We start from the raw sequence: 24,903 nt of genomic DNA on the forward strand, positions 1-24,903 counted from the left end.
CCTGAGCGCCATGAGTACCGAACAGGAGCGCGAGGATCTGATCGCGATGCTCGCCGACCAGCGCGAGCTCTTCCGGATCACGCTGCGCGGCATCGATGACGAGCAGGCGCGGCGGCGGACCACGGTGAGCGAGCTGACCCTGGGCGGATTGCTGCACCACCTGGTCAGCTGCGAACGGCACTGGACGTCGGTGATCGTGCGGCGCGACGAGAACGCGGAGCTGGATGTCTCGCAATTCGCCGCCGAATACGTCATGGCGGATGACGAGACCGTGGCCGGACTGCTGGCCACGTGGGACGAGGTCGCCGCGGCGACGGCGGAGCTGATCCGTTCGGTGGACAGTCTCGACACCTCGATCCCCACCCCGACAACGCCGTGGACTCCGGAGCGGATCTGGCAGTCGGTGCGCTACACGGTGCTGCACATCCTGCGGGAGATCGCGCATCACTCCGGGCACGCCGACATCATCCGTGAGGAATTGGACGGGGCGAACAGCACGCGGCAGCGGGCTTCCTAGTCCCGCGTCTACGCCGAGTACTGCCGCGGCATCCTCGGGCTGACAGGCAGCCCGGGCTGCCGTGCGCCGCGCCGAGACCGGGCGTCTGCGGGGAGTGGTCGCCAGCGCGGGCGAGTAAGTCCGGCTACAGCCGCTCGCGTCGTTCCGTCATCGATTCCCCGATTCGAACCGAGCCTGTCGGTGCATCGGCGCGAACCGCCGCATATGTGGCCGAGCGTGTGCTCGGCTCGGGCGGGCATGGACCTGCTGGGTCACCTTGGTCGTCGCCGCGGCGTGCGGCGGCGCGCTGACCCTCACGCTGGTGCCGCGGCTGCTGCGCGAGTCGGCAACCGGCGCGGAAACCGCGGAGTCCCCTGACGTCGCGTCCGTCCACAGCGGCGGCCTCGACGCCACGCCACCGGAACACAGCGGGAAACGCGCTTCGTCCCGGCACGACAGCGTGCCGATCGGGGCCGGCGCGGAGTCCACCGCGCGGCCGCAGGGCCGCGACCAGGTTTCCCGCGCCCATGCCCCGACCCACCTCGAAGGCAGGCCGAGCCGTCGAGGACGGGCATGCGGATGTCCATCAGCACCACGTCGGGACGCAGGCAGCGGGTCATCCGCACGGCCTGCTCGCCGTTGTCCGCCTCTGGCCCGCCGATCTCGATGATCAGTGGCGGGCCGCGCACCATCACTGCCGAGCTGCGCGTGCTGGCGACCCGGCGGGCGCACAAGCGGGCCCTGGAGATGTCGGCCGGGGCGGCTAGGGTGTACGCCGTGGCGGGAGTCTTCGATCGGTTGGTCGGCCAGGAGGCGGTCGAGTCCGAGCTGACGGCTGCCGCCGTCGCGGCCCGCGCCGGTGTGGTCGAGGGCGCGATGACGCATTCGTGGTTGTTCACCGGCCCGCCCGGGTCGGGCAGATCCGTCGCCGCGCTGTGTTTCGCGGCGGCGCTGCAGTGCACCGACCCGGCCACGCCGGGGTGCGGCAGGTGTCACGCCTGCACCACGACCATGGCCGGCACGCACGGCGACGTCCGCCGGGTGGTGCCCGAGGGGCTGAGCATCAGTACCAAGGAGATGCGCGAGATCGTGCAGGTCGCCTCGCGCAGGCCGAGCACCGGGCGCTGGCAGGTGGTGGTCATCGAGGATGCCGACCGCTTGACCGAGGCGGCGGGCAATGTGCTGCTCAAGGTGGTCGAGGAGCCGCCGGACCGGACGGTCTTCCTGCTCTGCGCGCCCTCGGTCGACCCCGAGGACATCTCGATCACGCTGCGCTCCCGCTGCAGGCATGTGCACCTGGTGACGCCGTCGGTGGCCGCCGTCGCGCGGGTGCTGCGGGAGCGTGACAACCTCGACGAGAAGACCGCGGCATGGGCCGCGTCCATCAGCGGCGGGCATGTCGGCCGTGCCCGCAGGCTCGCCACCGACGAGGAGGCGCGAGCCCGCAGGCAGCGTGCCCTGGCCTTGGTCACGGCCGTCGGAAAGCCCGGTGCGGCCTACGCCGCCGCCGACGAGCTGGTGCGCGCGGCCGACGACGAGGCCAAGCAGATGAGCGCGGTCCGCGACGAACGTGAGCGCGAGGAACTCGCCACCGCGCTCGGCGCGGGCGGCACCGGCAAGGGCGCGGCCAGCGCCACCCGCGGCTCCGCGGGCGTGCTCAAGGACCTCGAGCGGCGGCAGAAATCCCGCGCCACCCGCACCGGCCGCGACGCCCTCGATCGCGCCCTGATCGACGTCGCGGGCGTCTATCGCGACGCGCTCGCGGTGCGGTTCGGGGCCACCCGGCTCGGCTCCGGCGTAGCGCTCACCCACCCCGACCTGACCGACGAGATCCACGATCTGGCCGACCGCATGCGCCCGGAGGGCCTGCTGAAGTCCATCGAGGCCGTTCTCGCCTGTCGCACCGCGCTCGACCAGAACGTCAAACCCCGTTTCGCCCTCGCCGCCATGGCCGCCGCCCTCATCGCAGCCCGCGCACAATGACCGTGACCACCCGTTTTCGCGATCGGGCGGAAGAGACGATAGACTGCCCTGGCCGAAAGGCACGCCGCCTTAGCTCAGTCGGTAGAGCGCTTCACTCGTAATGAAAAGGTCGGGGGTTCGATTCCCCCAGGCGGCTCAATCAAACAGCCAGGTCACGGTGGTTCCGGCCGCCTGGTACGGACCTGGTGTCTGCACCGTGGTCATCAACCGCGACGTACCTTCCGACGAGCCGGAAAGTGCACAGGGCCGCTGCACCTGCTTGCCGCGTCGTCTACAGGCTGCTTTTACTCCCGCGATCCCGACGGTAAGCGCCGTCAGTCCTCGGAGACGTTCAACGCGTAGGCCGGTGGCCCAAGGGTGGGCCGAGTTCGTCGGCAAGGTCGACGTCGCGGAGGCGCTGAAGATGCGTCAAGCCAGACGCGCCACCAATTTCGATGATTGCTTCGTACCCGTGGTGACCTCGTCTATGCCTACGGTGGGGCAGTTCGGCGGGACCATCGGGCTCGCGCGCGGATATACACGCCGGACCCCGCGCCGGTCCACCGGGACCCGGTTCGCGGGGTGCCGTCGTCTTCCTTACGCGGTGACGCCCAGCCTCAGCGCGATCGCGACCGGAATCAAGTACAGCATCGGAAACGCCACGGTCTTGTACGAGCGGGCCCGCAGCACAGTGATCACCGCGCCTGCGAAGTAAAGGATCAGGCCGATGGCCGCGGCGACTCCGACCGCGGGAACGAAGAGGCCGACGAGCAACCCGAGCGCTCCGGCGGCCTTGGCCAATCCCAATGGGGTCCACCACGATTGCGGCACACCGTATTCCACCAGCGGGTCCACGACGAACGCTGCCCGCCGCAGCAGCGAGAATGCCGAGAAGCCGACCCAGGCGGCAGCGGCGATGGTGACGACGACATATGCGGTGCTCATGGCGATTTCCCGGTTTCTCGGTGGTTCGGATGGGTTCACCTCGATGACGACACAGCGCGTCGGGGTGTGACATCGAGCGGTCGATGATCTCGCCGATTCGCCCGCTGACATCGGCGGCCGCCGCCGGGAGGGTGCTCGCCAGTTCGAAGTGCTCGAGCACTGAGTTCAGGTCACCATCGAAGTCGGCGACGACGCCTGGGCGGCGTTCGCACTGACACACGAGGTCCGGAACAAGCCCGAGCACGGACGACGCTGGAACCTATCCGTCGCTCGCTGAGCAGGGTTCGTCGCTCACTCTTTCCGCACATCGGCGAGGGCATCCTGCACGGAGGCCGCAGACCGTTGCCGCCGCTGACCGTGTATCCCGCGCATGCGCGGTCCTCGATTTCCGAACGGGTCCACGCTGAAAACCGGGCGCATAGCGTGGTCGGACACGCCCGCAGGCCCGCATTGCTCGGCGATGCAGTTCAGATGGGCCGGAATCCGGCGCCTATGTCGTTGCGGGCGTCGATGTCGGTGAGGATGGCGTTGATGTCGGTTCCCACTTCGGGTCCGAGACAACCCATGCCCAAGTAGGCGTTGACCATTCCGACCAGGGTCGAACCGATCACCACCGGCGCGCCGGAGTCGCCTTTGAGCACGCACATCTGGGTCCAGGTGTCCCGGCTGTCGCCCATCATGTCGCCCCAGGCGACACCGCAGGTTTGGCCGGTGGTCCGGCCCTTCTTGCAGACGATGTCGGGGAACTGCGCGGGAGCGCCGAGATTCTCGATGCGAAACCCACCGACGTCCCGGGCCGGAGCCACTCGCGTGGCGTCGAAGTCGATGACGGCGTAGTCCAGTTCGTGATCGGCGTAGACGAACCGTCCGAGCACCCCGTAGCTGGGATAGGTGACGGACGTGACGCGCGCTCCCGGTTCACCGCAATGGCCCGCCGTCAGACCTACCAATCGGCCTGCCGCGTCGTAGCCGATGGTGGTGAGCGTGCATTCGGCTTCGTCGTCGATCACGATGCCGGACCCACCGCCGATCGGCGGCGGCGGTAACTGCGGAACACCGGCCGCGGTGCCTGCGCCGACCGAGACGGGGCCGCAAGCCAGTGCCGCCGCGGCGATAACCTTCATCCACGCACCAGCCATCGTTCCTCCCATCGGGTCGAGCCCAGTTCCGGCGACACGACTCCAGCCGTGCCCGACGAACTCGGCACCGCATTGTCATCGATCGCGGAACCCCTTCGGCAACAGGGGGTTCCGCGCGTTGCTTGTTCGGGCTACCCATACCTGCGCGAGGGAAACGGGGCGTCGGCCATACTGCCCCAGCGGTCGGCAGACTCCGCTGTGTCGTAGGGCCTAGGCCGCCGGCGAACCGGCTGGCGACCGGAAGGCGTCGGTGCACCCCCTCGGCGCACTTGACGGAAGCAATCGCCGGTCGAGTCGGTGCGGCGATATCACGAGTAAGGAAGAATCTTCGACGTCGCCGAGATCGCCGCGGCCAGCAACGCTGTGGCCGCGGCTGCGGTGCCGGCGGAGCCGGTGAGGGCGGTGATGCCAAAGGAGAGAACCAAGCAGGTGAACAGGGCCAGGACTGCGGTTCCCCACTCCGCCCCTGCGATTCGGGTTGGTCGGTTTCGCATCGCTGTCATAACGGTCAGCTACCCGCCAGCATTCAAATGAAACCGTCACCGGACACCACCTCGACGACGCGGGGCCGGCGGACGTGAGGTCGGCGTGTTCGTCGGGTCACCACGGCGAGTCGATCCCGCCGGGCGGCGTCGGGGCGGAGAATCGTGCTCAGCGGTTATCGCTCGAGTTGCGACAGGCTGAACGCGGTGAGGAATCCGGCCACCGTGATCAGTCCGACCCACAGGTGGGCGTGTTCGAATGCTTCGGGGATCATGGTGTCGGCGATCATGGACAGGATCGCGCCACCGGCCAGGGCGGTGATCGCGGCGAGCACGGCAGGCTGGGCGCCGCCGAGCAGTCCGTAGCCCGACATCGCGGCCACCGCGCTGATGATCGCGATCCCGCCCCAGAGGGTGAACACATAGCGCCGGGAACGGCCTCCTCGGCGCATTCCCGCCGCGCTGGACAGGCCTTCGGGGATGTTGCTGATGAACACCGCGGCTACGGTCACCATGCTGACGGCTCCGCCGCCGAGCAGGCTGGTGCCGATGACGATGGACTCAGGGACGCCATCGAGCAGCGCGCCCAAGGCGATGGCGGTGCCGGAGCCGGATTGTTCGGATTCGCTGGGCTGCTGATCTCCGGAGCGTTTGCGGTGCCGGGCGCCGCGGCGCGCCAAAGCCAGGTTCGCCAGGGTGTAGCTCACCGCCCCGGTCACCGCGCCGAGTGCCGTTGGTGCCAGCCCTGCGCGTTCGTGAGCTTCGGCGATCAGTTCGAACGACACCGCCGACAGGAGCACTCCGCTACCGAAACCCATGATGCTGGCGATGATCTTCGTCGGGATGCGCGCGAAATAGCCGACCAAAGCTCCTGCCAGCAAGGCGGATCCGGCCAGAAGCCCCCAGCCACCCGCAGCCCACAACCCTGACACCGAAGATCCCTCTCCTCCTCCGCCGAACGTCCAACCGATGCCGACGATCGCGCTGATTCCTCTTCGGAGCTACCCGCACCGGCGAGACGGAAACGAGATGTCGATCCAGCTCGTGTGTACACGGCAGCCCGATGAACGAGAACTCGGGCGAGGGGCGACATTCCGAGGAAGTTGAATTCGGCACAGCGAAGCCACTTCTCGGCGTCATGGACCGAACCATGATGGGCAGTGTCGGGCTGGGACAGCCAGCTCGCCGATCTGATGCGTTCGCGGTTCGGCCAGTTCTCGCGTCCGCTGTTCGAGGGTGGGCGCATGCTCGTGGTCCGGAGTCTCGGTTTTGCCGGTGAAGCCTCGAGGGCAGTGTCCGGCGGCCGGCCGGTGTGACGCCGAGCAGGTAGCGGCTCGCGGTGCGACGGGCCCGGCGTCCTCCGCTGTCGACGGAGGCTCCGCGTCGATGTCACTCACCAGGGCAACCCCGGGGTGAGCGCGCGCGTGGGTTTTCTGCGAAGGTGTCTGTGTGGAGTTATTGAGCAGGAACCATGTGAGCGTGCGCGGCAAGATCGGCGCGCCGGTGGTCGTGCTCGCCCACGGCTTCGGGTGTGACCAGCACATGTGGCGGCTGGTCGTGCCGGTTCTCGAGCGCGACTTCACCGTCGTCCTGTTCGACCACGTGGGCGCGGGCCGCTCGGATCTCTCGGCGTGGACCCCGTCGCGGTATTCCAGCATGGACGGCTACGTGGAGGATGTGCTGGCGCTGCTTCGCGGGCTGGAGTTGGGGCCGGTGGTCTTCGTGGGGCACTCGGTCAGCGCGACGATGGGCGTGCTCGCCGCCGCACGCGAGCCCGCGGCATTCGCCGGACTGGTCCTGGTGACGCCCTCGCCGTGCTTCATCGATGATCCGGTGACCGGGTACCGGGGCGGTTTCAGCGCCGCCGACATCGAGGAACTCCTGGAAGCGCTCGATGCGAACTATCTGGGCTGGTCGGGTGCGATGGCGCCGGTCATCATGGGCAACCCGGACCGTCCGGAGCTGGCCGAAGAACTCACCAACAGTTTCTGTCGCACCGACCCGGAGATCGCGCGCGTGTTCGCCCGGGTCACGTTCCTCTCCGACAACCGGGACGATCTGGACGAGGTGGGCGTACCCACGCTGATCCTGCAATGCTCCGCCGACGCCATCGCCCCGCCCGAAGTCGGGGCGTTCGTGCACGAACGGATCCGGGGCAGCCGGTTGGTCACGCTCACCGCGACCGGACACTGCCCCCAGCTCAGTTCTCCCGCCGAGACCGCCGCCGCCATCGCCGCCTTCGCCGCCGAAACCGGATGACGGGCGAGGCGGGCGACCGAGAGGGCGGCAGTGCTCTCGGAGCGGGGACGGACGACGACGCGGTGTTCGCCGCGTTACTGGAGGACAGCGCCGAGGACCTCTACGAGAACGCCCCCTGCGGATACCTCTCCACCTCGCTGGACGGCCGCATCGCCAAAGTGAACGCCACGCTCCTGGACTGGCTCGGCTGGCGGCGCGACGAACTGGTCGGCCGCAAACACTTCTCCGACCTGCTCACCGTGGGTGGTCGCCTCTATCACGAAACCCATTTCGCACCGCTGCTCCGGATGCAGGGCGACATTCGCGGCATCGCCCTCGAGATGAAGACCGCCGACGGTGGCCGACTACCCGTCCTGGTGAGTTCGCACGTCAAAACCGGCGGAGAGGGGCAACCGCTACTGATCCGCACCACCGTCTTCGACGCCCGCGAGCGCCGGGCCTACGAGACGGAGCTGCTGCGGGCACGGCGCGAAGCCGAGCAGGAGCGCGAACGCCTGCAGCGTCTGAACGCCACTTTGCAGACCACTCTGCTGCCACCCGACCTGCCCGAAGTTCCCGGCCTCGAGGTCGCCGCGTACTACCACATCGCCTCCGTCGACGAGGTGGGCGGCGACTTCTACGATCTGTTCCCCATTAGTGCCGACACCTGGGGAATGTTCCTAGGCGACGTCTGCGGCAAGGGAGCCCCCGCCGCCGCACTCACTTCACTGGCCCGGTACACACTGCGCACGGCCACCGCATACACCCATGACCCGGCCGCGGTGCTCGACATGCTCAACGCCACGCTCACCGAGCGACACCACGGGCACAGGCCCCGCTTCTGCACGATCATCTTCGGGCTCATCCGGCCCACACCCGATCGCGAGGGTTGTGACATCACCTTGGCCGGCGGCGGGCACCCGCCCGCGCTGCTCCTGCGTGCCGACGGCGACGTGGAGGAGATGCACACGTGGGGTGGCCAGCTGATCGGGGCCATCCCGCATGCCCACATCGTCACCAGGAGTTTCCGGCTCGAAGCCGGGGACACGCTGCTGCTCTACACGGACGGACTCACCGAAGCTCGCGTCACGGAGAACGGCGGTCGTTACGGCGACCGAGCCCTCGCCGACTTCGCTCGCGCGCTGGCGCCCGTCACGGCCTCCGGCTGCATCGAAGCGATCCGGGAATTGCTCGACTCCTTCGGGCCGGGAGTGGAGGACGACACCGCCCTCCTGGCCCTCCACGCGCTACCTCAGCCCCGGGGCGCCGCGCGCTGAGACGCGGCTGGCGGAGAGGCCGTGCCAGAATGACGGGCCAGCCATCACCGACCGAAGGAGTTTTCTCGGGTGGAACTGCCCGTCGAACTCGTCGAGGCCCTCGACCGGGCATGCGCGGGCGTTCCCCAGCGGCAGCTCGCCGCCTCGGTCGAACGGCTGATCGCGCGGTACCGGGACCCACGCCCGGCAGCGTCGCCGATTCTCGCCTCGACCGCAGACGTCACCGCCTACGCCGCCTATCGCATGCCTGCCACGTGGGCAGCGGTGCGCAGCGCGCTGGAGCGGTTCGCCGACCGAGCGCCCGGCTTCCGACCCGGGACGATGCTCGACATCGGCGGGGGCACCGGCGCGGCGTTGTGGGCAGCGGCAGATCTGTTCCCCTCCTTGGCGGAGGTGACCATTCTCGATCAGGTGGAGGAAGCGCTGCGGCTGGGGCACGAACTCGCGGCCGGCGCTACCACCGCGGCGATGCGCTCCGCCGCGTGGCGGCGCACCTCGTTCGCCGCTCGGGAACCGTTCGGCGCGGCCGACCTCGTCACCATCTCCTACGTGCTGAGCGAACTTTCCGCGGCAGACCAAGCCGACCTGGTGGCTCGGTCGGCCGAGGGGGCGGACGTGGTCGCGATCATCGAGCCTGGAACTCCGGACGGCCACCGCAGAATCCTCGCCGCCCGCGACATCTTGATCGAGGCCGAGCTGACTGTCGTGGCCCCCTGTCCGCATCAGCACGTGTGCCCGCTGGCCGAGGGGACGGACTGGTGCCATTTCAGCACGCGCATCAACCGCACCTCCCTGCACCGGCGGTTGAAGGGCGGCGAACTCGGCCATGAGGACGAGAAGTTCTGCTATGTGATCGCGTCCCGGACCGCGCACGCCCCCGCCCCGGGCCGCATCCTGCGGCATCCGGTCAAACGCAAGGGCTTGGTCACGCTGCAGGTCTGCACGGCCGACGACGGCATGCGGCAAGCTCTCGTCTCCAAGCGACACGGCGCGGCGTATCGCGGGGCAAGAGACGTGGCTTGGGGCGACGCCTGGCCGATATCCCCCCGCGCGGCGGATCGACCGCCAGCGCCCGAAGGAATCGATCAGTCGAAACACCGGTAACCGGGGAATAGAAATTCTCCGAACTGGCCGCTCGGACAAGCGGAATTTTGAATTTCCGCCCATGAAAAAATTGGCGGCGATAATTCGGATCGCCGAAAGACGCGGCACACTTTTCCTTCCCACCGCTTCCTCCCCGACTCCTTGGCGAACGACACGCCGACTCCCACGGCTGGTGGTTCTCGAGAAGCTTTCTGGACCGAACGGTATGGCGGCCATCGGCGCTTTTCAATAGGAGAGTTCGAACCGAGGACGCCAGCGCAGGTCAACGGTCCGAAAATGCTGTCCGGACCGGACAACCGCCCCGCCGTACGACCACGCTCACCAGCGAGGATGCGCTTGATGTTCCGCATGACGTGATCCGGTCCGGCATCGTGCCCGGTGTCACCGCGCTCCGCTCGCGTGCCGGGCCGCGAGCTCGATGCGCAGGCTCGTCCGCGGCACCATGTCCGGACCGGACGACTTTCCATCGCAACTGGCCTGCGAGAACTCGATAATTCCGGCAGCCGTCATTGAACCACGATCCCGCGCGTGCCATTCTTCCCAGGTACCGATCGATCCTCCTTTCAGAATTGGACTGGTTCACACTATGCGAGATATTGCCACCGCTTGGTTCCTTCGGCTCACCCGAGCGCGGGTCGCTCGGGCTTACCTGTACTACACGTGCGATCAATGGCCGCCCGTTCACTGATCGGGAAGGGGGGCTCCGTCGGAGATCTCGCCGCATTCCGGCGCGATCCGCTGTCCTGGCTCCGGCAGGCTCAGCGCACCGGCGGAGACGGCGCCCGGCTCGCCAGCGGGGTCATCGCGGTGTTCGAACCGGACACTGTGCACCGCGTGCTCGCGGAAACGAACACTAACTTCGTCATCGATTCGGGTGGCATCGCCGGAGCACGAGGCCGCGCGGCGCGACTGGCCCGGCTTCCCGCTTGGATGACGGTCCGGCGTGAATTGTGGCGCGGCTTCCGGGCTGACATCGTCGACGCCCACATCGCGCGATCGCCCCACTGGCTCCCCGCGGATCTGGCCGGCCTCGGAACCGAATTGGTCGGAACATGCCGCGATCTCTGCGGCCGGGGGATCGCCGACTTCTGCTTCGGCGGCGATGCGGAAACACAGTCGTTGATCGACGACATACACACTGCCGCCACGAATCTCTTCGCCAGCTCCTATGACACCATCGATCGCGCCGAGGCCCGGGTGCGCTGGCTGCCCAGACCCGCTGCGGCCGCGGCGGATTCGGCCAACCGGGAACTGATGGCGCTGCTGGCCGAATGTATCGGATCGCGTGCGCACTCGCCGCGACCCGCCGCGCCGCGCGACCTGCTCGATGTCCTGCTGCACGACGCCGAACCGAGGTCGAAGGCTCAGATCCTCGCGGTGCTGCGGATGGCGATGTTCGCCGCGCCCGGCGTTCCCGGCGTCGCCCTGTCGTGGCTGCTGCTTCGTCTGGGCACCCACGCGGACATCCGAGCGCGGGTCACCGACGAGCTGGGACGCAGCCGGTTGACCGCCGCGGGCTTGCCGACCGAAGCCGCCTACACACTCTCGGTGATCCGGGAGACACTGCGCCTGCACCCTCCGCAGTGGATTCTTTCGCGCACCGCCGTTCGCCCCACGGAGGTGGCGGGTTTTCGGATGAAACCCGGTCACGAGGTGGTTATGTGCCCATATCTGCTGCACCGAGATCATCGGTACTGGACCGAGCCGGACCACTTCGACCCCGATCGTTGGTCCAGCGGAGCCGCTGGCCAGCGCAGGCACGTCTATCTCCCGTTCGGCTCGGGCACGCGCGTGTGCCCCGGATCCCATCTCGGCACCATCGAGATGGTCCTCGCCGCGCGGCACGTCACCGCCGCCGGAGCCCTCCGGTTACCCCAACTCGCCCAGACCACATCAGAATTCGCCACATTGCTGCAGCCCGGCGGCATCCCGGTGAACCAGCGAAGCCGCAGGCAGGAGTCGAGCGAACTGTCCGATCTGACAGAGCGCGGGCACGTCTCACGATCTGTTGCTAGAACTTTCGGAAGAAGAAGGGAACCGACGAGGCTGCTGCCTCGTCCAAAGCTGTAAGACACCAAATTCGGGCACGGGGGCGGAACCGAGTGCCTGTACGAGCGGAACGGGGGCGGTGTTGACCGTGAGGCCAGCAGTTCACTTCAGTGGTGGGAACAATGCGCACTTCGCGCGCGAGGAGTTCGCGCGCAGATTCGCGGCGCTCTACGACGCGGCGGACAGCCCATCACTGCGTAGCGTCGCGATGCGGGCCCAGCGGCGTGCTCAGCAATCCAAGGGCGCGGCACGGCCGGTAACGGTCTCGGCGCAGCGGATCAGCGATTGGAAGGCCGGACGCAACGTTCCAGCGCGATTCGAGACGCTGGCTCCCGTCCTCGTAGAACTCGGCGAGCGCGTGCGGCGTCGTACGGGCGCATCCATCGAATTGCTGAGTATGCCGAGCTGGCGAGCGCTGTGGTCGATGGCCCGATCGCCGGTCGTCGAACAGACCGGGACACCCGAGACCGTCCCGTATCCGGGCCTCGACCCGTATCGGTCCTCGGTCACACCTCTTGCGGGGCGGGCTCGTGCCGTCGAGCAATTGGTCGGACTGGTGCAGGGGCCCGGCAGGTACCTCGCACTCGTCGGCGCCTCCGGGGTCGGCAAAACGTCACTGCTGCGGGCGGGACTGCTGCCCGCGCTGCAGTCGACGGCGCCGAATCGGCAAGCCGTGCTGCTGAGTCCCGGTGCGAATCCGATCCGGTCACTGATCGAAGCATCCGACCATGGGAACGTCGACCGCGTTTACGACGCCCTGCTCGAGCGAATGAAACCGAGCCGAAATGGCCGCCCCCTCATCATCATTGATCAGTTCGAGGACCTGTTCACCGATCGCTCGGATCCGCAGCAGGTGTCTCATTTCCTCGCCGTACTGCACAAGATCTCCGAGATGGCGCAGATTCTGCTGGTGATCCGCGCCGACGCCGTCGCGGCCTGCACCGGCGATCCGGTCCTGGCCGAGGCGATCGAGCACAACAGCCTCACCTTGGATTCGCTCGGCCCGCAGGACATCGCCTCGGCGATCACCGACCCGGCACGCGCCCACGGCGTCACCGTCCAGCCGGGTGTGGCGGAATTGCTGCAGTCAACGCTGATCGACCGGCTTCCGCCGCACCACGCGCACCCGGGATTCGCCGAGCCCGGCGCCGTGCCGCTGCTCTCGATGACCTTGCGCGCACTCTGGTCGACCCGCGAGAAGAACACGTTGACCGTGGCAGGGCTCGCCCGGATCGGCGGCGTGGCGGGCATCGTGGAACGCATGGCCGAAACGGCCTGGGACATGCTTTCCGATCAGGAGAAGACCGACTCCCGGCAACTGCTGCTCCACCTGGTCACGGTCCACACCGACGGCAGCGTTGTGCGCCGCTTCCTACCGCACATGGAGCTGGACCGGGTCGCCGCCAGGACGCCGTCCGGCTCCCGGCTCCTCGCACGATTGACCCGAGCCCGGATTCTCACCGTCGACGACCGATCCACCCATCTCGCGCACAATCTGCTCCTCACCTGGCGCAGGCTGAGCACCTGGATCTCCGACGAGAAGGCCGCGCTGATCTGGCGCAGGCGGACCGAATTCGACGCCGCCGAATGGGAATCCTCCGGTCGCGATCCGGCGCTCCTGTACCGCGGTGGCCGCCTGGTGACCGCGCTGCGCCACGCGGACCCGACCTTGGCCATCTCGGCAACCGAGTTCCTCGACGAGTCGATCAGGTTCGAACGAGACTCCGCCGCGACCATCGTGGCGTATCTCCGGGGAAGGGGCCGACATGACACCCCGGCAACAGGCCTCGATTTCCGGCTCGACAACACGCACTCTTCTATGACCGCGTGACCGCTTCGATGCGGCCCCCCGGCCGCGGAACAAGGCGGTCTGCTCAGCCCATAGCGGGCTTTCGACCCGGACGATGCCGATAGTCCCGCCCGTGAGCGGAAACTGCTGACATCTGGGCGGGATCACTGTTGGATGGCAAGCCGGCGACCTGCTCGGCTCCGACGATGGATGTGGTCGGGGCCGTCAGCGCAGCGTGACGCGCAGGAGAGGCTGGGGGTGCGACCTTGGCCGCCGATCCCCTGACGCCTGAATACGCCATGTCGCTCAACGGGTTCCGCGTGGTGTCAGCAGTGGGAAGACTGATGCCGGGCTTTAATGCGCCGCCAGTTAGTGGCACAATTCACAACGATCCAATAGCTACGTAAATCGGGCGTAACCATGTTCCGCTCAGGCCGTTGAGGAGCGATACCAGTGCGGATGTCGAGACGCGATTCCCGCTCACGACCGCGCTGTGCTGGGGCTTTCGCGTTCCGGGCGCCGGGTTCGGCCCACTGGTCGAGGTCACCCTGGGGCGAGGTGATCCCCGCGCGGCGTTCGGGCAGGGGCGTCCCGCAGGCCCCGCGGCGGTCCGGCCTTCTTCTGAAATCGAGGTGATCCGTCAAGTGCTGGAAACACAAACCAAGGTCGTGCGAAGTCTGGTGCCCGCCCGGATGGACCGGCTTCCGTGGACCAAGTTCCACTGGCTCATCGTCGTCGGGCTCGGCGTCTCCTGGATCCTTGACGGAATCGAGATCCAGATCGTCAGCAGCATGGGCGGGCCGCTGCAAGACGTCGAGGCGCTGCATCTGACGTCCGGGCAGGTCGGTGCGATGGCTTCGTGGTATCTGGCCGGTCAGGTCGTCGGCGCCTTGGTGTTCGGCAGGCTCACCGACCGGCTCGGTCGCAAGAAACTGTTCATCCTGACCCTGGCGATCTATCTGATCGGCAGCGGGTTGGCCGGTTTCTCGTGGAACGCGTGGTCGTTGTATCTGTTCCGCTTCATCGCGGGCACCGGAATCGGTGGCGAATACACGGCGATCAATTCCGCGATCGACGAGATCATGCCGTCCAGGTATCGGGGCAGGGTGGACATCGCGATCAACGGCACCTATTGGGGTGGCGCGGCATTGGGAGCGGCGGCGAGCCTGATCCTGTTCAACGAGAATTTCATCCCGACCGGCTGGGGATGGCGGATCGGATTCTTCATCGGGCCCGTCCTCGGCTTCATCATCATCTTCCTGCGCAGGCACATCCCGGAGAGCCCGCGCTGGCTGCTCACGCACGGGCGGGCCGAGGAAGCGGAGCGGACCGTCGATGAGATCGAAGCGCAGGTGCGCAGCCAGGGAATCGAGCTCCCTCCGGTCGACGAGAGCAAAGCCTTGGACATCGTGGACGCGGATCGGCTGTCCTACCTGCAGATGGCCAGGATCTTCTTCGGCCGGTACCCATCGCGTTCCTTCCTCGGCTTCACGATGATGGCCACGCAGGCATTTCTCTACAACGCCATATTCTTCACCGTCGGCTTGGTGCTGATCAATTTCTACGACGTGCCGTCCGATCACACGGGATACTATTTCTTCCCGTTCGCCGTCGGTAATCTGATCGGTCCTTTGGTGCTCGGCCCGCTCTTCGACAGCATCGGCCGCAGGAAGATGATCTGCGCTACCTATCTCGGCTCGGGTTTCCTGCTCTTCATTTCCGCTTGGGCATTCAACGCAGGCATCCTGAACGCCGTCACCCAGACTCTCTTCTGGTGCGTCATCTTCTTCTTCGCCTCCGCGGGGGCATCGTCTGCCTACCTCACGGTGAGCGAGATCTTCCCGCTCGAATTGCGCGGTCAAGCCATCTCGTTCTTCTTCGCCATCGCGCAGGGCGCGGGCGGGGTCGTCGCACCGTTCCTCTTCGGCCACCTGGTCGGTGGCGCCGACAACCCGAGTCCCGACCGGTTCCCCCTCACGGTGGGATACCTCATCGGCGCCGGGTTCATGATCTTCGGTGGTCTGGTCGCCTGGTTCTTCGGAGTGAACGCCGAAGGTCAGTCCTTGGAAGACATCGCGGATCCGCTGTCGGTGGCGAAACCGGAGGCGACGACTCCCGGCTTGGCCGTCGACGCCGAGGCGGGCGGCGACACCTTGACGGCTCCGGAGACAGCCACTCGCCGGCAACCGGCCGCACGGCAGCCCGCTGCCGTGGTCAGCGAGCCGTTGTTCGACGGCGCACCATGTACCGATTCGGTCAAGGGGGACTAGCGAGATGGTGCAGCCAACTCCTTGGCGAGCGAGTCGTGACCGGCAGCAACAGGCAGCCTCGATGAGCCGCTCGCCGGGCGATACTCGAAAACGCCGGGTCGACGTCGCCAAACTTCGGGCGCGGCTGCCGAAACTCCGGGCCAGGATGCCGCGACTGCGAGCCAAGGCGCCGCAATTCCGGGCAGCGCTGCGACCGCTGGCTCTACTGCTCCGGGACAACTGGGGCTATCTGGGCGCCGCGGCTGGGAGCGTCGTCACGTTCACCCTCCTGTTCAAGCCGTGGCTCGCCACCGGAGGACCGGACGGCACGATCTGGAGCAATGCCTTCGGGCAAACCCATATCACCACTACGCTCGTCGGCCTCTGGTCGAAGAACCCGCCTGCTCACTCCAACCTGAGCGGCAAGTGGGCCGTTCTCGCCACAATCGCGATCTTCTTGACCGTCCTGGCCGCGCTGGCCAATCTCTGGGCGCGCACCGAGGCGCTGGCTCGTTTGACGACCGGCTCGGCGGTGGCGGTCGCGCTTTTCATCGCTTTCACGCTGATCTATCTCAACGGGGCTGGACCGGAGTTGCGCTCCATGATCGGCTCCGGCCCGCCCACCGACCTCGGCACTCAGGTCGGCTACGTGATCCGATGGGCTTCGGGCAACGGGCAATATCCGCTGCCAGGGCTTCGAAAGGTCGAGTTCTCGACCGCGAAACTCACCGGCACCGCGCTGCTGGCCGGAGCGACGGCGATGTTCTCGGCCGTCGCGGCTGTCGCGCAGTGGGTCCGGAGCATGAAGGCGCGCCGCGCCGCCGGCTGAGAGACGATCCGCATCGCGTCGCGGCCTGAGCACATGGGTCGCCACGTGCGGGGGCCGGCGGCGTCAGACGGCCGAGGGGCCCGGCGCCGCTGGCCCGGATCCGGGTGGGAGCACGTCGTAGCGCCGGGCGCATGGTCTACGTCACGACGAAGACTCCCTTTCCGGGGACGTGGGGCGCGTCCGTCGCGATCAGAACTTCCACGCGCCCCAGACCGGAGGGAATGGACACCGGCACCCAGGCGCCTGCGACGTTCTCCTCGGCCGGTGTGTTGTCATCGAGCCGGATCGGCGGCAGGGTGCCGAACACCCCGGTGTCGGAGTTACGCCAAGAGACCGTGACCGTGACGCCACAGGAGCCGCCGGGCCGGTCGGGCGCGAAGACGAATTCCGGGCGGATCCACAGCGTGGGGTCGCCGGAGTAGTTGCGGTCGGGGTCGTAGTAGGCGGCGATCATGCCGATGCCCGCGCCGCCCCCGGCGCAGAGCGTTCGTGCCGGGGGGACACCGAGGGGGAGCGCGGATACCGCCGGGGCGGTCGCACCGAGTGCGCCGATGGACAGGGCCAAGACCGCCACACGATGCCGAACATTCACCCGCTGCTCCCTTCGTCGGACCGAAACTGTCTGTCTGCTGTGTCGACATGAGTTCGCGGAGTGTTAACGGGAGCCTATGTGGGGTGCGTTGAGTAGCCGTGATCCGGCACCGGAGTGCCCGGCAATTCAAGACAAGCGACCGCCGGTTGGAGATTGTGGCGGGGCGGGCCGATCGTGGTTCGGAAACGCTGCTCCTCGACCGGGGCCTCAGTCCCGCCCAGGAGCAGCGTTCGCCGGGGTCAGCCCGCGGCCGCGGAGTGCAGGTGTGCGCTCTCGGCGATGGCGGCCAGTTCCGCGTTGAAGCGATCGGCGGCTTCGATATTGCCCAAGTGCCCCGTGGGCCAGACGTGGTAGGCGGCCAGGTGACCGGTTTCCGCGAGCGCATCGGCGATGCGGCGGGACATGCGTTCGGGCAGCAAGCGGTCGTGGGCGCCCGCGATCACCGTGGTGGGCACGGTGAGAGCGGCGGCGGCTTCGGCGAGATCCATGTCGGCGAGTGCGGCGGCGTGCCTGCCGCGGGTGAGCGGCCTGCACGAGCGCACGATGCCGAGCGCGAACTCCACTTGGTCCGCGGTCGCGTGCGGGGTCATCACGCGGGCTTTGAGCAGCGCGCTGGTCGGCCAGCCGCCCGGCAGCGGGACCGGGGCGGTCAGCAGTGTCTCCGCGACGATCATCGGCATCCGCACGCTGGCGCCGAACAGAGTGAGGGGGCGATCCGCCAACGTCAACGGCTTGTTGAGCAGGGGAAGCAGATCCGTGTCGTAGCGGATGTTGCCCGACGTGCTGTTCAACAGGACGGCGGCCGCGGCCTGCTTGCGGACCTGCTCCGGATAGCGAGCCGCCCACGCCTGCACGGTGATACCGCCCATGCTGTGGCCGACCAGCACGGCACGCTGTCCTGGACGCAGCGTGGCAGCCAGCACGGCCGAGAGATCGTCGGCCAGCGACTCTTTGCTGGGCAGGGTCTTGCCCGGCTCGCTCGCGCCGTGGCCGCGCTGGTCGTAGCAGACCACCCGGTACCGGTCGGCGAACGCGTTGATCTGCGGGTTCCAGTACTCGATGCTGCAGCTCCAGCCGTGGATCAGCACGATGACATCGCCCTTGGCCGGACCGTACGCGTGCACCCGCAGGCGAGCGCCGTCTTTGGTGGTGACCGGAATGACCGCGTGGCGGGCGGTGGGCGCGTTCAACGACGCGGTCCGGAAGGTGCGGGACCGCAGTCCGGCGCGGTAGTCGGCGGTCAGCGCACCGTTGTACGCGTCCGCCAGCGTCTTCATCGACTTCACCAGCATCAGGCACTCCTTTGTGTCCACCGTCACCGTACAGTGCAAGCAACGGTGCTTGCTAGTGTTAGCGCTGCACGCCGGTGTTCGTGGTCTATATCGGGGAGTACCCCCGGATTCGTACGGCAAAAGATCATTTCGGCAGAAAAAGTCGTACGTGCTTTTTCCGAGGTTGTCGGGCCTCGATGCCAAGATCGCGGCATGGCCGCCATCGAGTTCGCCGCTCCGATACCCGTCGTGCGCAGGTTCGACGTCGCGCGGACCTATGCGTTCTACCAGGACTACCTGGGCTTCGCCGTGGACTGGGAGCACCGGTTCGCGCCGAGTTCCCCCTCTACGCGCAGGTCTCCCGGACCGAGGCGACGCTTCATCTCAGCGAGCACCACGGGGACGGCACCCCGGGCAGCGTCGTGTGGATCGGAGTCGGCGCCGTAGCGGCGCATGTCACCGCCCGGTTACCGTTGACTGGTGGACATCGCGCATCCTGCCTCCGCCCCGGTGACGGACCCGGGAACCGAGCCGAAGACCGGGTGGCGCGGGGCGGCGCTCCCGCTGCTGGTGGCGGGCGTCGGCGTGGGTGTCGGCCTGCTGCTGCACGTGCGCGACCCGCACGTCGAAGGCTCCTACGGCACCTGTCCGGTCTACGCCCTGACCGGCTGGTATTGCCCCGGCTGCGGTGGGATGCGCGCCGTGCACAATCTCACCGACGGGCATGTCATCGATGCCCTGCACAGCAACTTGCTCGCGCTGCCGCTGGTTCTCGCCTTCGCGGTCTGGGTGCTGGACTGGACGGCGCAAGCGTGGCGCGGCCGGAAGATGCGGCTGCCGTCGATCAGCCGGACCACCATGTGGACATTCTTCGCGTTGCTGGCGATCTACACCGTCGTACGCAATACGCCGTGGGGAACCCTGTTCACACCCGTGTAACACGCGCATGGGCGGGCAGCCCCCAGGTATGAACGATTCGCTGAAGACCCGGGTGCGGGAGAAGTTGCTGCGCCAGCTCATCGAGGATCCGCGGGACGCCGAGCGCGACGACCCACGCCAGATCGCCGTGGCGACCGACCTGGACGCGCTGGCCAACGTGCCGGAGGACCATCCACTGGTCGAGGAACTCGCCGCGCGATACCTGGTGTTCTGATCAGGCCGTCGACGCGCCGCCGTGGGGCGGCAGCTGCGGTAGTCGCTCGGCGAGCAGCCAGCTGTCCCAGAGTGGGCGCAGTGACACCAGGCTGTAGTGCCCGGCCAGGTCGGTGAATTCCTCCGTGGTCACCGACGAGTGACGGTAGCGAATGGTCCATTCCCGGAGCAGGTCGAAGAAGGCCGAGTCGCCAAGTTCCAGGCGTAGCGCGTGCAGGGTGAGCGCACCCCGCTTGTAGACGCGATCGTCGAACATGCGTTGCGGTCCCGGATCGCCGATGACGATGTCCTGGGGTTCGCGGGCCAGGTTGTGCCGCGCGGCGCGGGCCAGCTGGTCGGCGGTGGGCCCGCCCGCCGCCTCCGACCAGATCCATTCCGCGTAGCAGGCGAAGCCTTCGTGCAGCCAGATGTCCCGCCACTGCCGGATGGTCAGGCTGTTGCCGAACCACTGGTGCGCCAGCTCGTGTGCGACCAGCCGTTCCGCGCCGCGGCGGCCGTCGCAGTGATTGGCGCCGAAGATGGAGATGCCTTGGGCTTCGATCGGAATCTCCAGCTCGTCGTCGGTCACGACCACGGTGTAGTCCGCGAACGGGTAGGGACCGAATTTCTCGCTGAAGACCTCGAGCATCCTCGGCTGACGAGCGAAGTCGTGGTCGAAGGCGGCGCGCAGCCGCGGCGGCAGGATCGCGTGCATCGGCACCGGGGCGTGCGAAGAACCGACGCGGTGCTTGCGATAGTGACCGATCTGGATCGTGGCCAGGTAGCTCGACATCGGCTCGGCCTGCTCGTACACCCAGGTGGTCTGACTGGACTTGGTCTGCTTGCGCAGCAGGGTCCCGTTGGCCACCGCGTAGTACGGCGAATCGGTGGTGATCGAGATCCGGTAGCTGGCTTTTGAACTCGGGTGGTCGTCGCAGGGGAACCAGGACGCCGCGCCATTGGGCTGGCTTGCCACGATCGCGCCTTCGGTGAGTTCTTCCCAGCCCACCTCGCCCCATGGCCCGCGCACCGGTTTCGGTGTGCCGCCGTACTGCACCACGAGCGCGAGCACGCCGCCGGCCGGAATCCGCTGTGCCGGGGTGACGACCAACTTGCCGTGCTGATGGGCGAATTTCGCGGCCTTGATCCCGTTGACCGACACTTTCGACACGCTCAGTGCCTGTCCGAGGTCGAGCGCGAACCGGGTGCGCGCCTCGGTGGTCACGGCGGTGACGGCGGCGCGTCCGGTGAGCCGGTTGGCGGACACCCGATAGGTCAGCTCCAGCTCGTACCGGGAAACCCGGTACCCCCGGTTGCCGTTCTGCGGGAGGTACTCGTCGATGGGGGCTTCGTAGAACTTGCCCGCCATCAGCGCGCCCCGGGGTCGCCCGTGAACCAAGGCGCGATCGGGTTGCCCCACCAGCGCGTCGAGGCCGGCACCGCGTCACCGCGCATCACCAGGGAAGCCGGGCCGATGGTCGCGCCGTCGCCGAGCGTCGACGCGGGCAGGGCCACGCAGTGCGGGCCGAGGGTGGCGCCCGCGCCCAGGGTGACGGTGTCCATGGCCATGATCCGGTCGTGGAACAGGTGGGTCTGCACCACACAGCCGCGTTCCACGGTCGCGCCGTCGCCGAGAGTCACCAGGTCCGCCTCCGGTAGCCAGTAGGACTCGCACCATACCCCGCGCCCGATCCGGGCGCCGAGGCCCCGAAGCCAGAGATTCAGGACGGGCGTCCCGGTCGCGGCGCGCGCGAACCACGGCGCGGCAACCGTTTCCACGAAGGTGTCGGCGACCTCGTTGCGCCAGACGAACGAACTCCACAGCGGATGCTCCTCGGCGCGGATACGCCCCACCAGCAACCATTTGGCAGCCACCGAGCTCGCCCCCGCCACGGCGCCGGCCGCGAGCAGCACCAGCCCGCTGAGCAGCCCGGCGGCCAGGTGGCCGAAGGTCTGCGCGAGCCAGGCGAGGGCGCACAGCACGCCGAGACCGATCGCGAAGGTCACCAGAACGGGGATCAAGCGGCAGGTCTCGACGAAGCCGCGGGCGACGCGCAGGCGGGCGGGCGGATCGAAGGTGCGCGCGGTGTCGGCGTTCTCCGCGGCGCGGCGCAGCCGGACCGGCGGGCTGCCCAGCCAGGACGAACCCGGCTTCGCTTTGGACGGCGCCGCCGACAGCACCGCGACCAACCCGTTCTTCGGCACCCGCCGCCCGGGGGCGGTCATGCCGGAGTTGCCGAGGAAGGCGCGCTTGCCGACCTTCGCCGCGCCGATGTGCAGCCAGCCGCCGCCGAGTTCGTAACCGGCGATCATGGTGTCGTCGGCCAGGAACGCGCCGTCCGCGACGGTGGTGAACTTCGGCAGCAGCAGCACCGTGGACGCCTCGACGCTCTTGCCGACCTTCGCGCCGAGCAAACGCAGCCACACCGGGGTGAGCAGGCTGGCGTACAGCGGGAACAGGAAGGTACGCGCGGAATCGAGCAGGCGCTCGGTGGCCCATGCCTGCCAGCCGACCCGGCTGCGCACCGGGTGGTAGCCCTCGGTCAGGCCGATGCTCAGCAGCCGGACCGCGACGACGGTCGCCGCGGCGTAGACCCCCAGGCTCAGCAGGGTCGCGAGGGGCAGGACGGCGAACCCACGCGCGACACCGTCCGCGAGCGTGCGGGTGTCGCGAACGAACCAGGCGAGGATCGCGCCACCGGCTCCGATGCCGAGAATCGGCATGGCGGCCAACGCCATCGACGTGATGCCGAACACGCCGACCCAGCGCCGGGCCCGAGCGGGCGTGTGCGCGGGCCAGCGGTGCTGCGCCTTGCCCACCTTCACCGCGGGCGAACCGGCCCACCCCTGTTCCGCCTTCACCTTGCCCGCCACCGCGGAGCCGGGCGCCACCTCGGCGTTCCTGCCGATCTTCGTGCCGGGCAAGAGGATCGAACGGGAACCGACCACCGCGCCGGGGCCGACGACGATCGGGCCGAGATGCACCACGTCGCCGTCGATCCAGTAGCCGGACAGATCGACCTCCGGCTCGACGCTGCAGCCGTCGCCGAGTTCGAGCATCCCTGTCACCGGCGGGAGGCTGTGCAGATCGACGCCCTTGCCGATCTTCGCGCCGAGCGCGCGGGCGAACGGCACCATCCACGGGGCGCCGGACAGGTTCTCCGCGCCGCTGGCCTCGGACAGCCGCACGGCCGCCCACAACCGCAGATGCACCGAACCGCCGCGCGGATAACGCCCCGGCCGGACCCCGCGCAGCAGCAGCCGCGCGCCCGCCACGCAGATCGCCATGCGGCCGAGCGGCGAGATGAACAGCAGGAACGCGACCAGCGTCCACCACCAGGACAGCCGAGGCAGCCACGGCAGCGAGCCGGACCAGGCCGCGATATTGCCGACGATCGCCAGCCAGGTGAACCACTGCAGTCCGGTGAGCGTGGTGAGCGGAATGGTGGCGAGCACCTGCGCGGCTTGCGCGAGCCACGGCGTCGGCCGCACCGTCCGGTCGGCGACGGCCACGGCGGGCGTGGTCTGCTCCAGCAGTTCGGCGAGCGCGCCGAGGCGGGGGTGATCGTAGACATCGGCGACGGCGATCTGCGGATACCGTTCGCGCAGTGCGGTGACCAACTGCGCCGCCGCGAGCGAGCCACCGCCCAGGTCGAAGAAATCCGCGTCGAGATCGCCGACCTCGGCGCCGAGGATGGCATCCCAGAGCCCGGCGATCCACAGGGCCGTGCCGGTCAGCTCGTTGTCGTCGTCGTCATCGGCGGCGTTGGGCAGCGGCCATGGCAGCGCGTCGCGGTCGACTTTGCCGGAGGTGCGGGTGGGCAACTCCGCGACCACGGCGAGCCGGGGTACCAGCGGCGCCGGAAGCCGGCCGGCGAGGACGGCGCGCGCGGCCTTGGCATCGAAATCCGGTCCCGGCCCGGTCAGATAGCCGACCAGAAGTTTGTTGCCCGCTTTGGTGGTCCGGATGGCCGCCGCGGCGCCGGTGACGCCGGGCAGGTGCTGCAGAGCGTTGTCGATCTCGCCGAGCTCGATGCGCCGCCCACCCAGCTTGATCTGATCGTCGGCGCGGCCGAGGAAGACCAGACCGGCGCTGTCGTTGCGCACCAGGTCGCCGCTGCGGTACGCGCGCTCCCAGCCGACGGACGGCAGTGGGGCGTACTTCTCGGCGTCCTTGACCGGGTCCAGGTAGCGGGCGAGTCCGACGCCGCCGATCACCAATTCGCCGGATTCCCCCTCGGCCACCGGGTTACCCGCCGCGTCCACGACGACCAGGTCCCAGCCGTTGAGCGGCAATCCGATTCGGATCGGCCATCGGCCGTCCAAGCGCGCGGCGCACGCGACGACGGTGGCTTCGGTGGGGCCGTAGGTGTTCCACACCTCGCGCGTCGCGTCGCCGTTGCCGGCGAGCCGCTCGGCCAGTTCCGGCGGGACGGCCTCACCGCCGAAGATGAGCAGGCGCACCGCCTCCAGCGCCTCGACCGGCCAGGTCGCCGCCAGCGTGGGCACGGTCGAGACGACGGTGATCCGCCGCCGCACCAGCCAGGGGCCGAGATCGGCGCCGGTGCGCACCAGCTCGCGCGGCGCGGGCACCAGGCAGGCTCCGTTGCGCCAGGCCAGCCACATCTCCTCGCAGGACGCGTCGAAGGCGACCGACAGACCGGCGAGCACGCGGTCGCCGGGACCGATCGGGGCGTCCTGGAGGAACAACTCGGCTTCCGCGTCGACGAAGGCGGCCGCGTTGCGGTGGGTGACGGCAACGCCTTTCGGCGTTCCGGTGGAGCCGGAGGTGAAGATGATCCAGGCGTCGTCTCCGGGAGCGGGCAGCGTCGACCAGGTTTCCGGGCGCTCCCGCTCCGCCGCGCGGATGCCCGCGGCCGTGGTCTCGATGCCGTCCGCGGTCACGATCGCGGTGACCTGCGCCTCGCCGAAGACCAGCTGGGCGCGCTCGTCGGGATCGTCGGCGTCGACCGGCACGTAGGCGGCGCCGGAGTACAGGACGGCGAGAATGGTCACGTAGAGCTCGCGCGTGCCCGACGGGATGCGCACGCCGACCCGGTCGCCCGGCCGCACACCCGCGGTGGCGAGACGGGCCATGGTCTTCTCGATCTCGACGACCAGCTCCAGGTAGGACAGCACCACCTGGCCGTCATCGATGGCAGGGGCCTCGGGATGAGCGAGCGCCGTCGCGGTCAGGATGTCGACCAGCGTCCTGGCCTCCGGCGCGCGGTCGCCGCGTGACAGCGGGCGCGCCCGCGCGTCGACGTCTGTCTCGAGCATGGTGCTCCGCGCACCTCCCATCGACTTGCCCACACTTTCGCGTTGTTTGTGTCATAGCTGGGTTACCAAA

At 68.4% G+C, this 24,903-nt stretch carries 19 protein-coding genes, 1 tRNA gene and 2 pseudogenes; 13 read left to right on the plus strand and 9 right to left on the minus strand.

Features of this window, described 5'->3' with window-relative positions; translation table 11 throughout:
* The first annotated feature begins 10 nt into the window (after positions 1 to 10).
* A complete protein-coding gene (locus tag ACH49X_RS31085) occupies positions 11 to 517 on the plus strand; it encodes a DUF664 domain-containing protein (protein WP_195077978.1) in 507 nt (168 codons plus the stop codon).
* A 521-nt stretch (positions 518 to 1,038) separates the two neighbouring features.
* On the opposite strand, the pseudogene ACH49X_RS31090 reads toward ACH49X_RS31085, so the two are convergent.
* Positions 1,039 to 1,164: pseudogene (locus ACH49X_RS31090) on the minus strand (response regulator); the annotation flags it as partial.
* A gap of 79 nt (positions 1,165 to 1,243) precedes the next feature.
* Here ACH49X_RS31090 and ACH49X_RS31095 point away from each other — a divergent pair.
* Positions 1,244 to 2,479, plus strand: coding sequence for a DNA polymerase III subunit delta' (locus ACH49X_RS31095; RefSeq protein WP_397071645.1), 1,236 nt, complete (start codon positions 1,244 to 1,246; stop codon positions 2,477 to 2,479).
* Positions 2,480 to 2,542: 63 nt separating this feature from the next.
* Positions 2,543 to 2,615 (plus strand) — tRNA-Thr (locus tag ACH49X_RS31100).
* Between the two features lie 440 nt (positions 2,616 to 3,055).
* Here ACH49X_RS31100 and ACH49X_RS31105 read toward each other — a convergent pair.
* The 3 genes from ACH49X_RS31105 to ACH49X_RS31115 form a co-directional block, all read right to left on the minus strand.
* Entirely contained in the window at positions 3,056 to 3,403 is a 348-nt protein-coding gene (locus ACH49X_RS31105) for a DoxX family protein (RefSeq protein WP_357208937.1), read from the minus strand.
* Between the two features lie 467 nt (positions 3,404 to 3,870).
* Positions 3,871 to 4,542 carry a serine protease gene (locus ACH49X_RS31110; RefSeq protein WP_357110610.1) on the minus strand — a complete coding sequence of 224 codons (672 nt, stop codon included), beginning with the start codon at positions 4,540 to 4,542 and terminating at the stop codon, positions 3,871 to 3,873.
* Positions 4,543 to 5,200: 658 nt separating this feature from the next.
* The gene (locus tag ACH49X_RS31115) at positions 5,201 to 5,956 is read right to left on the minus strand and encodes a ZIP family metal transporter (RefSeq protein WP_195077981.1); all 756 of its coding nucleotides are present in this window, start codon (positions 5,954 to 5,956) and stop codon (positions 5,201 to 5,203) included.
* Positions 5,957 to 6,473: 517 nt separating this feature from the next.
* Here ACH49X_RS31115 and ACH49X_RS31120 point away from each other — a divergent pair.
* The 3 genes from ACH49X_RS31120 (at position 6,474) to ACH49X_RS31130 (ending at position 9,643) form a co-directional block, all read left to right on the plus strand.
* The gene (locus tag ACH49X_RS31120; RefSeq protein WP_357208939.1) at positions 6,474 to 7,283 is read left to right on the plus strand and encodes an alpha/beta hydrolase; all 810 of its coding nucleotides are present in this window, start codon (positions 6,474 to 6,476) and stop codon (positions 7,281 to 7,283) included.
* Entirely contained in the window at positions 7,280 to 8,539 is a 1,260-nt protein-coding gene (locus tag ACH49X_RS31125; protein ID WP_357208941.1) for a SpoIIE family protein phosphatase, read from the plus strand. Before ACH49X_RS31120 ends, ACH49X_RS31125 begins: the two co-directional genes overlap by 4 nt.
* A 69-nt stretch (positions 8,540 to 8,608) precedes the next feature.
* Positions 8,609 to 9,643, plus strand: a complete 1,035-nt coding sequence (locus ACH49X_RS31130; protein ID WP_195077984.1) for a small ribosomal subunit Rsm22 family protein — start codon at positions 8,609 to 8,611, stop codon at positions 9,641 to 9,643.
* 681 nt (positions 9,644 to 10,324) lie between these two features.
* On the opposite strand, the gene ACH49X_RS31135 is transcribed toward ACH49X_RS31130, so the two are convergent.
* A complete protein-coding gene (locus ACH49X_RS31135) occupies positions 10,325 to 10,780 on the minus strand; it encodes a hypothetical protein (RefSeq protein WP_357110620.1) in 456 nt (151 codons plus the stop codon).
* Between ACH49X_RS31135 and ACH49X_RS31140 the strand changes: the two genes are divergently transcribed.
* The 4 genes from ACH49X_RS31140 (at position 10,763) to ACH49X_RS31155 (ending at position 16,559) form a co-directional block, all read left to right on the plus strand.
* Complete coding sequence (locus tag ACH49X_RS31140) at positions 10,763 to 11,713, plus strand: cytochrome P450 (RefSeq protein WP_357208943.1); 951 nt, start codon at positions 10,763 to 10,765, stop codon at positions 11,711 to 11,713. The two genes, ACH49X_RS31135 and ACH49X_RS31140, sit on opposite strands and share 18 nt — an antisense overlap.
* Positions 11,714 to 11,780: 67 nt before the next feature.
* Positions 11,781 to 13,523: a hypothetical protein gene (locus tag ACH49X_RS31145; protein WP_357208945.1), complete on the plus strand. Its 1,743-nt coding sequence runs from the start codon at positions 11,781 to 11,783 to the stop codon at positions 13,521 to 13,523.
* Positions 13,524 to 13,918: 395 nt separating this feature from the next.
* A complete protein-coding gene (locus ACH49X_RS31150) occupies positions 13,919 to 15,751 on the plus strand; it encodes an MFS transporter (protein ID WP_357110627.1) in 1,833 nt (610 codons plus the stop codon).
* 61 nt (positions 15,752 to 15,812) lie between these two features.
* A complete protein-coding gene (locus ACH49X_RS31155; protein WP_357208947.1) occupies positions 15,813 to 16,559 on the plus strand; it encodes a hypothetical protein in 747 nt (248 codons plus the stop codon).
* A 136-nt stretch (positions 16,560 to 16,695) separates the two neighbouring features.
* Here the strand turns inward: ACH49X_RS31155 and ACH49X_RS31160 are convergent, their stop codons facing one another.
* Both ACH49X_RS31160 and ACH49X_RS31165 read right to left on the minus strand, forming a co-directional pair.
* Positions 16,696 to 17,151, minus strand: a complete 456-nt coding sequence (locus ACH49X_RS31160) for a hypothetical protein (RefSeq protein WP_195077990.1) — start codon at positions 17,149 to 17,151, stop codon at positions 16,696 to 16,698.
* A 239-nt stretch (positions 17,152 to 17,390) separates the two neighbouring features.
* Positions 17,391 to 18,443, minus strand: a complete 1,053-nt coding sequence (locus ACH49X_RS31165; protein ID WP_357110632.1) for an alpha/beta hydrolase — start codon at positions 18,441 to 18,443, stop codon at positions 17,391 to 17,393.
* 192 nt (positions 18,444 to 18,635) lie between these two features.
* Here ACH49X_RS31165 and ACH49X_RS31170 point away from each other — a divergent pair.
* The 3 genes and pseudogenes from ACH49X_RS31170 to ACH49X_RS31180 all read left to right on the plus strand — a co-directional run.
* Positions 18,636 to 18,814 (plus strand): annotated as a pseudogene (locus ACH49X_RS31170) (glyoxalase superfamily protein); the annotation flags it as partial.
* Positions 18,815 to 18,902: 88 nt separating this feature from the next.
* A complete protein-coding gene (locus tag ACH49X_RS31175; protein ID WP_323124571.1) occupies positions 18,903 to 19,361 on the plus strand; it encodes a DUF2752 domain-containing protein in 459 nt (152 codons plus the stop codon).
* Between the two features lie 28 nt (positions 19,362 to 19,389).
* Complete coding sequence (locus tag ACH49X_RS31180; protein ID WP_195044543.1) at positions 19,390 to 19,575, plus strand: hypothetical protein; 186 nt, start codon at positions 19,390 to 19,392, stop codon at positions 19,573 to 19,575.
* On the opposite strand, the gene ACH49X_RS31185 is transcribed toward ACH49X_RS31180, so the two are convergent.
* Positions 19,576 to 20,922, minus strand: coding sequence for a M1 family metallopeptidase (locus ACH49X_RS31185; protein WP_357208949.1), 1,347 nt, complete (start codon positions 20,920 to 20,922; stop codon positions 19,576 to 19,578). It abuts the gene before it with no gap.
* Positions 20,922 to 24,833, minus strand: a complete 3,912-nt coding sequence (locus tag ACH49X_RS31190; RefSeq protein ID WP_357110639.1) for a Pls/PosA family non-ribosomal peptide synthetase — start codon at positions 24,831 to 24,833, stop codon at positions 20,922 to 20,924. Before ACH49X_RS31190 ends, ACH49X_RS31185 begins: the two co-directional genes overlap by 1 nt.
* Positions 24,834 to 24,903: the final 70 nt, after the last annotated feature.

This window comes from Nocardia sp. NPDC019323 (assembly GCF_044389845.1).
Lineage (GTDB): Bacteria > Actinomycetota > Actinomycetes > Mycobacteriales > Mycobacteriaceae > Nocardia > Nocardia implantans.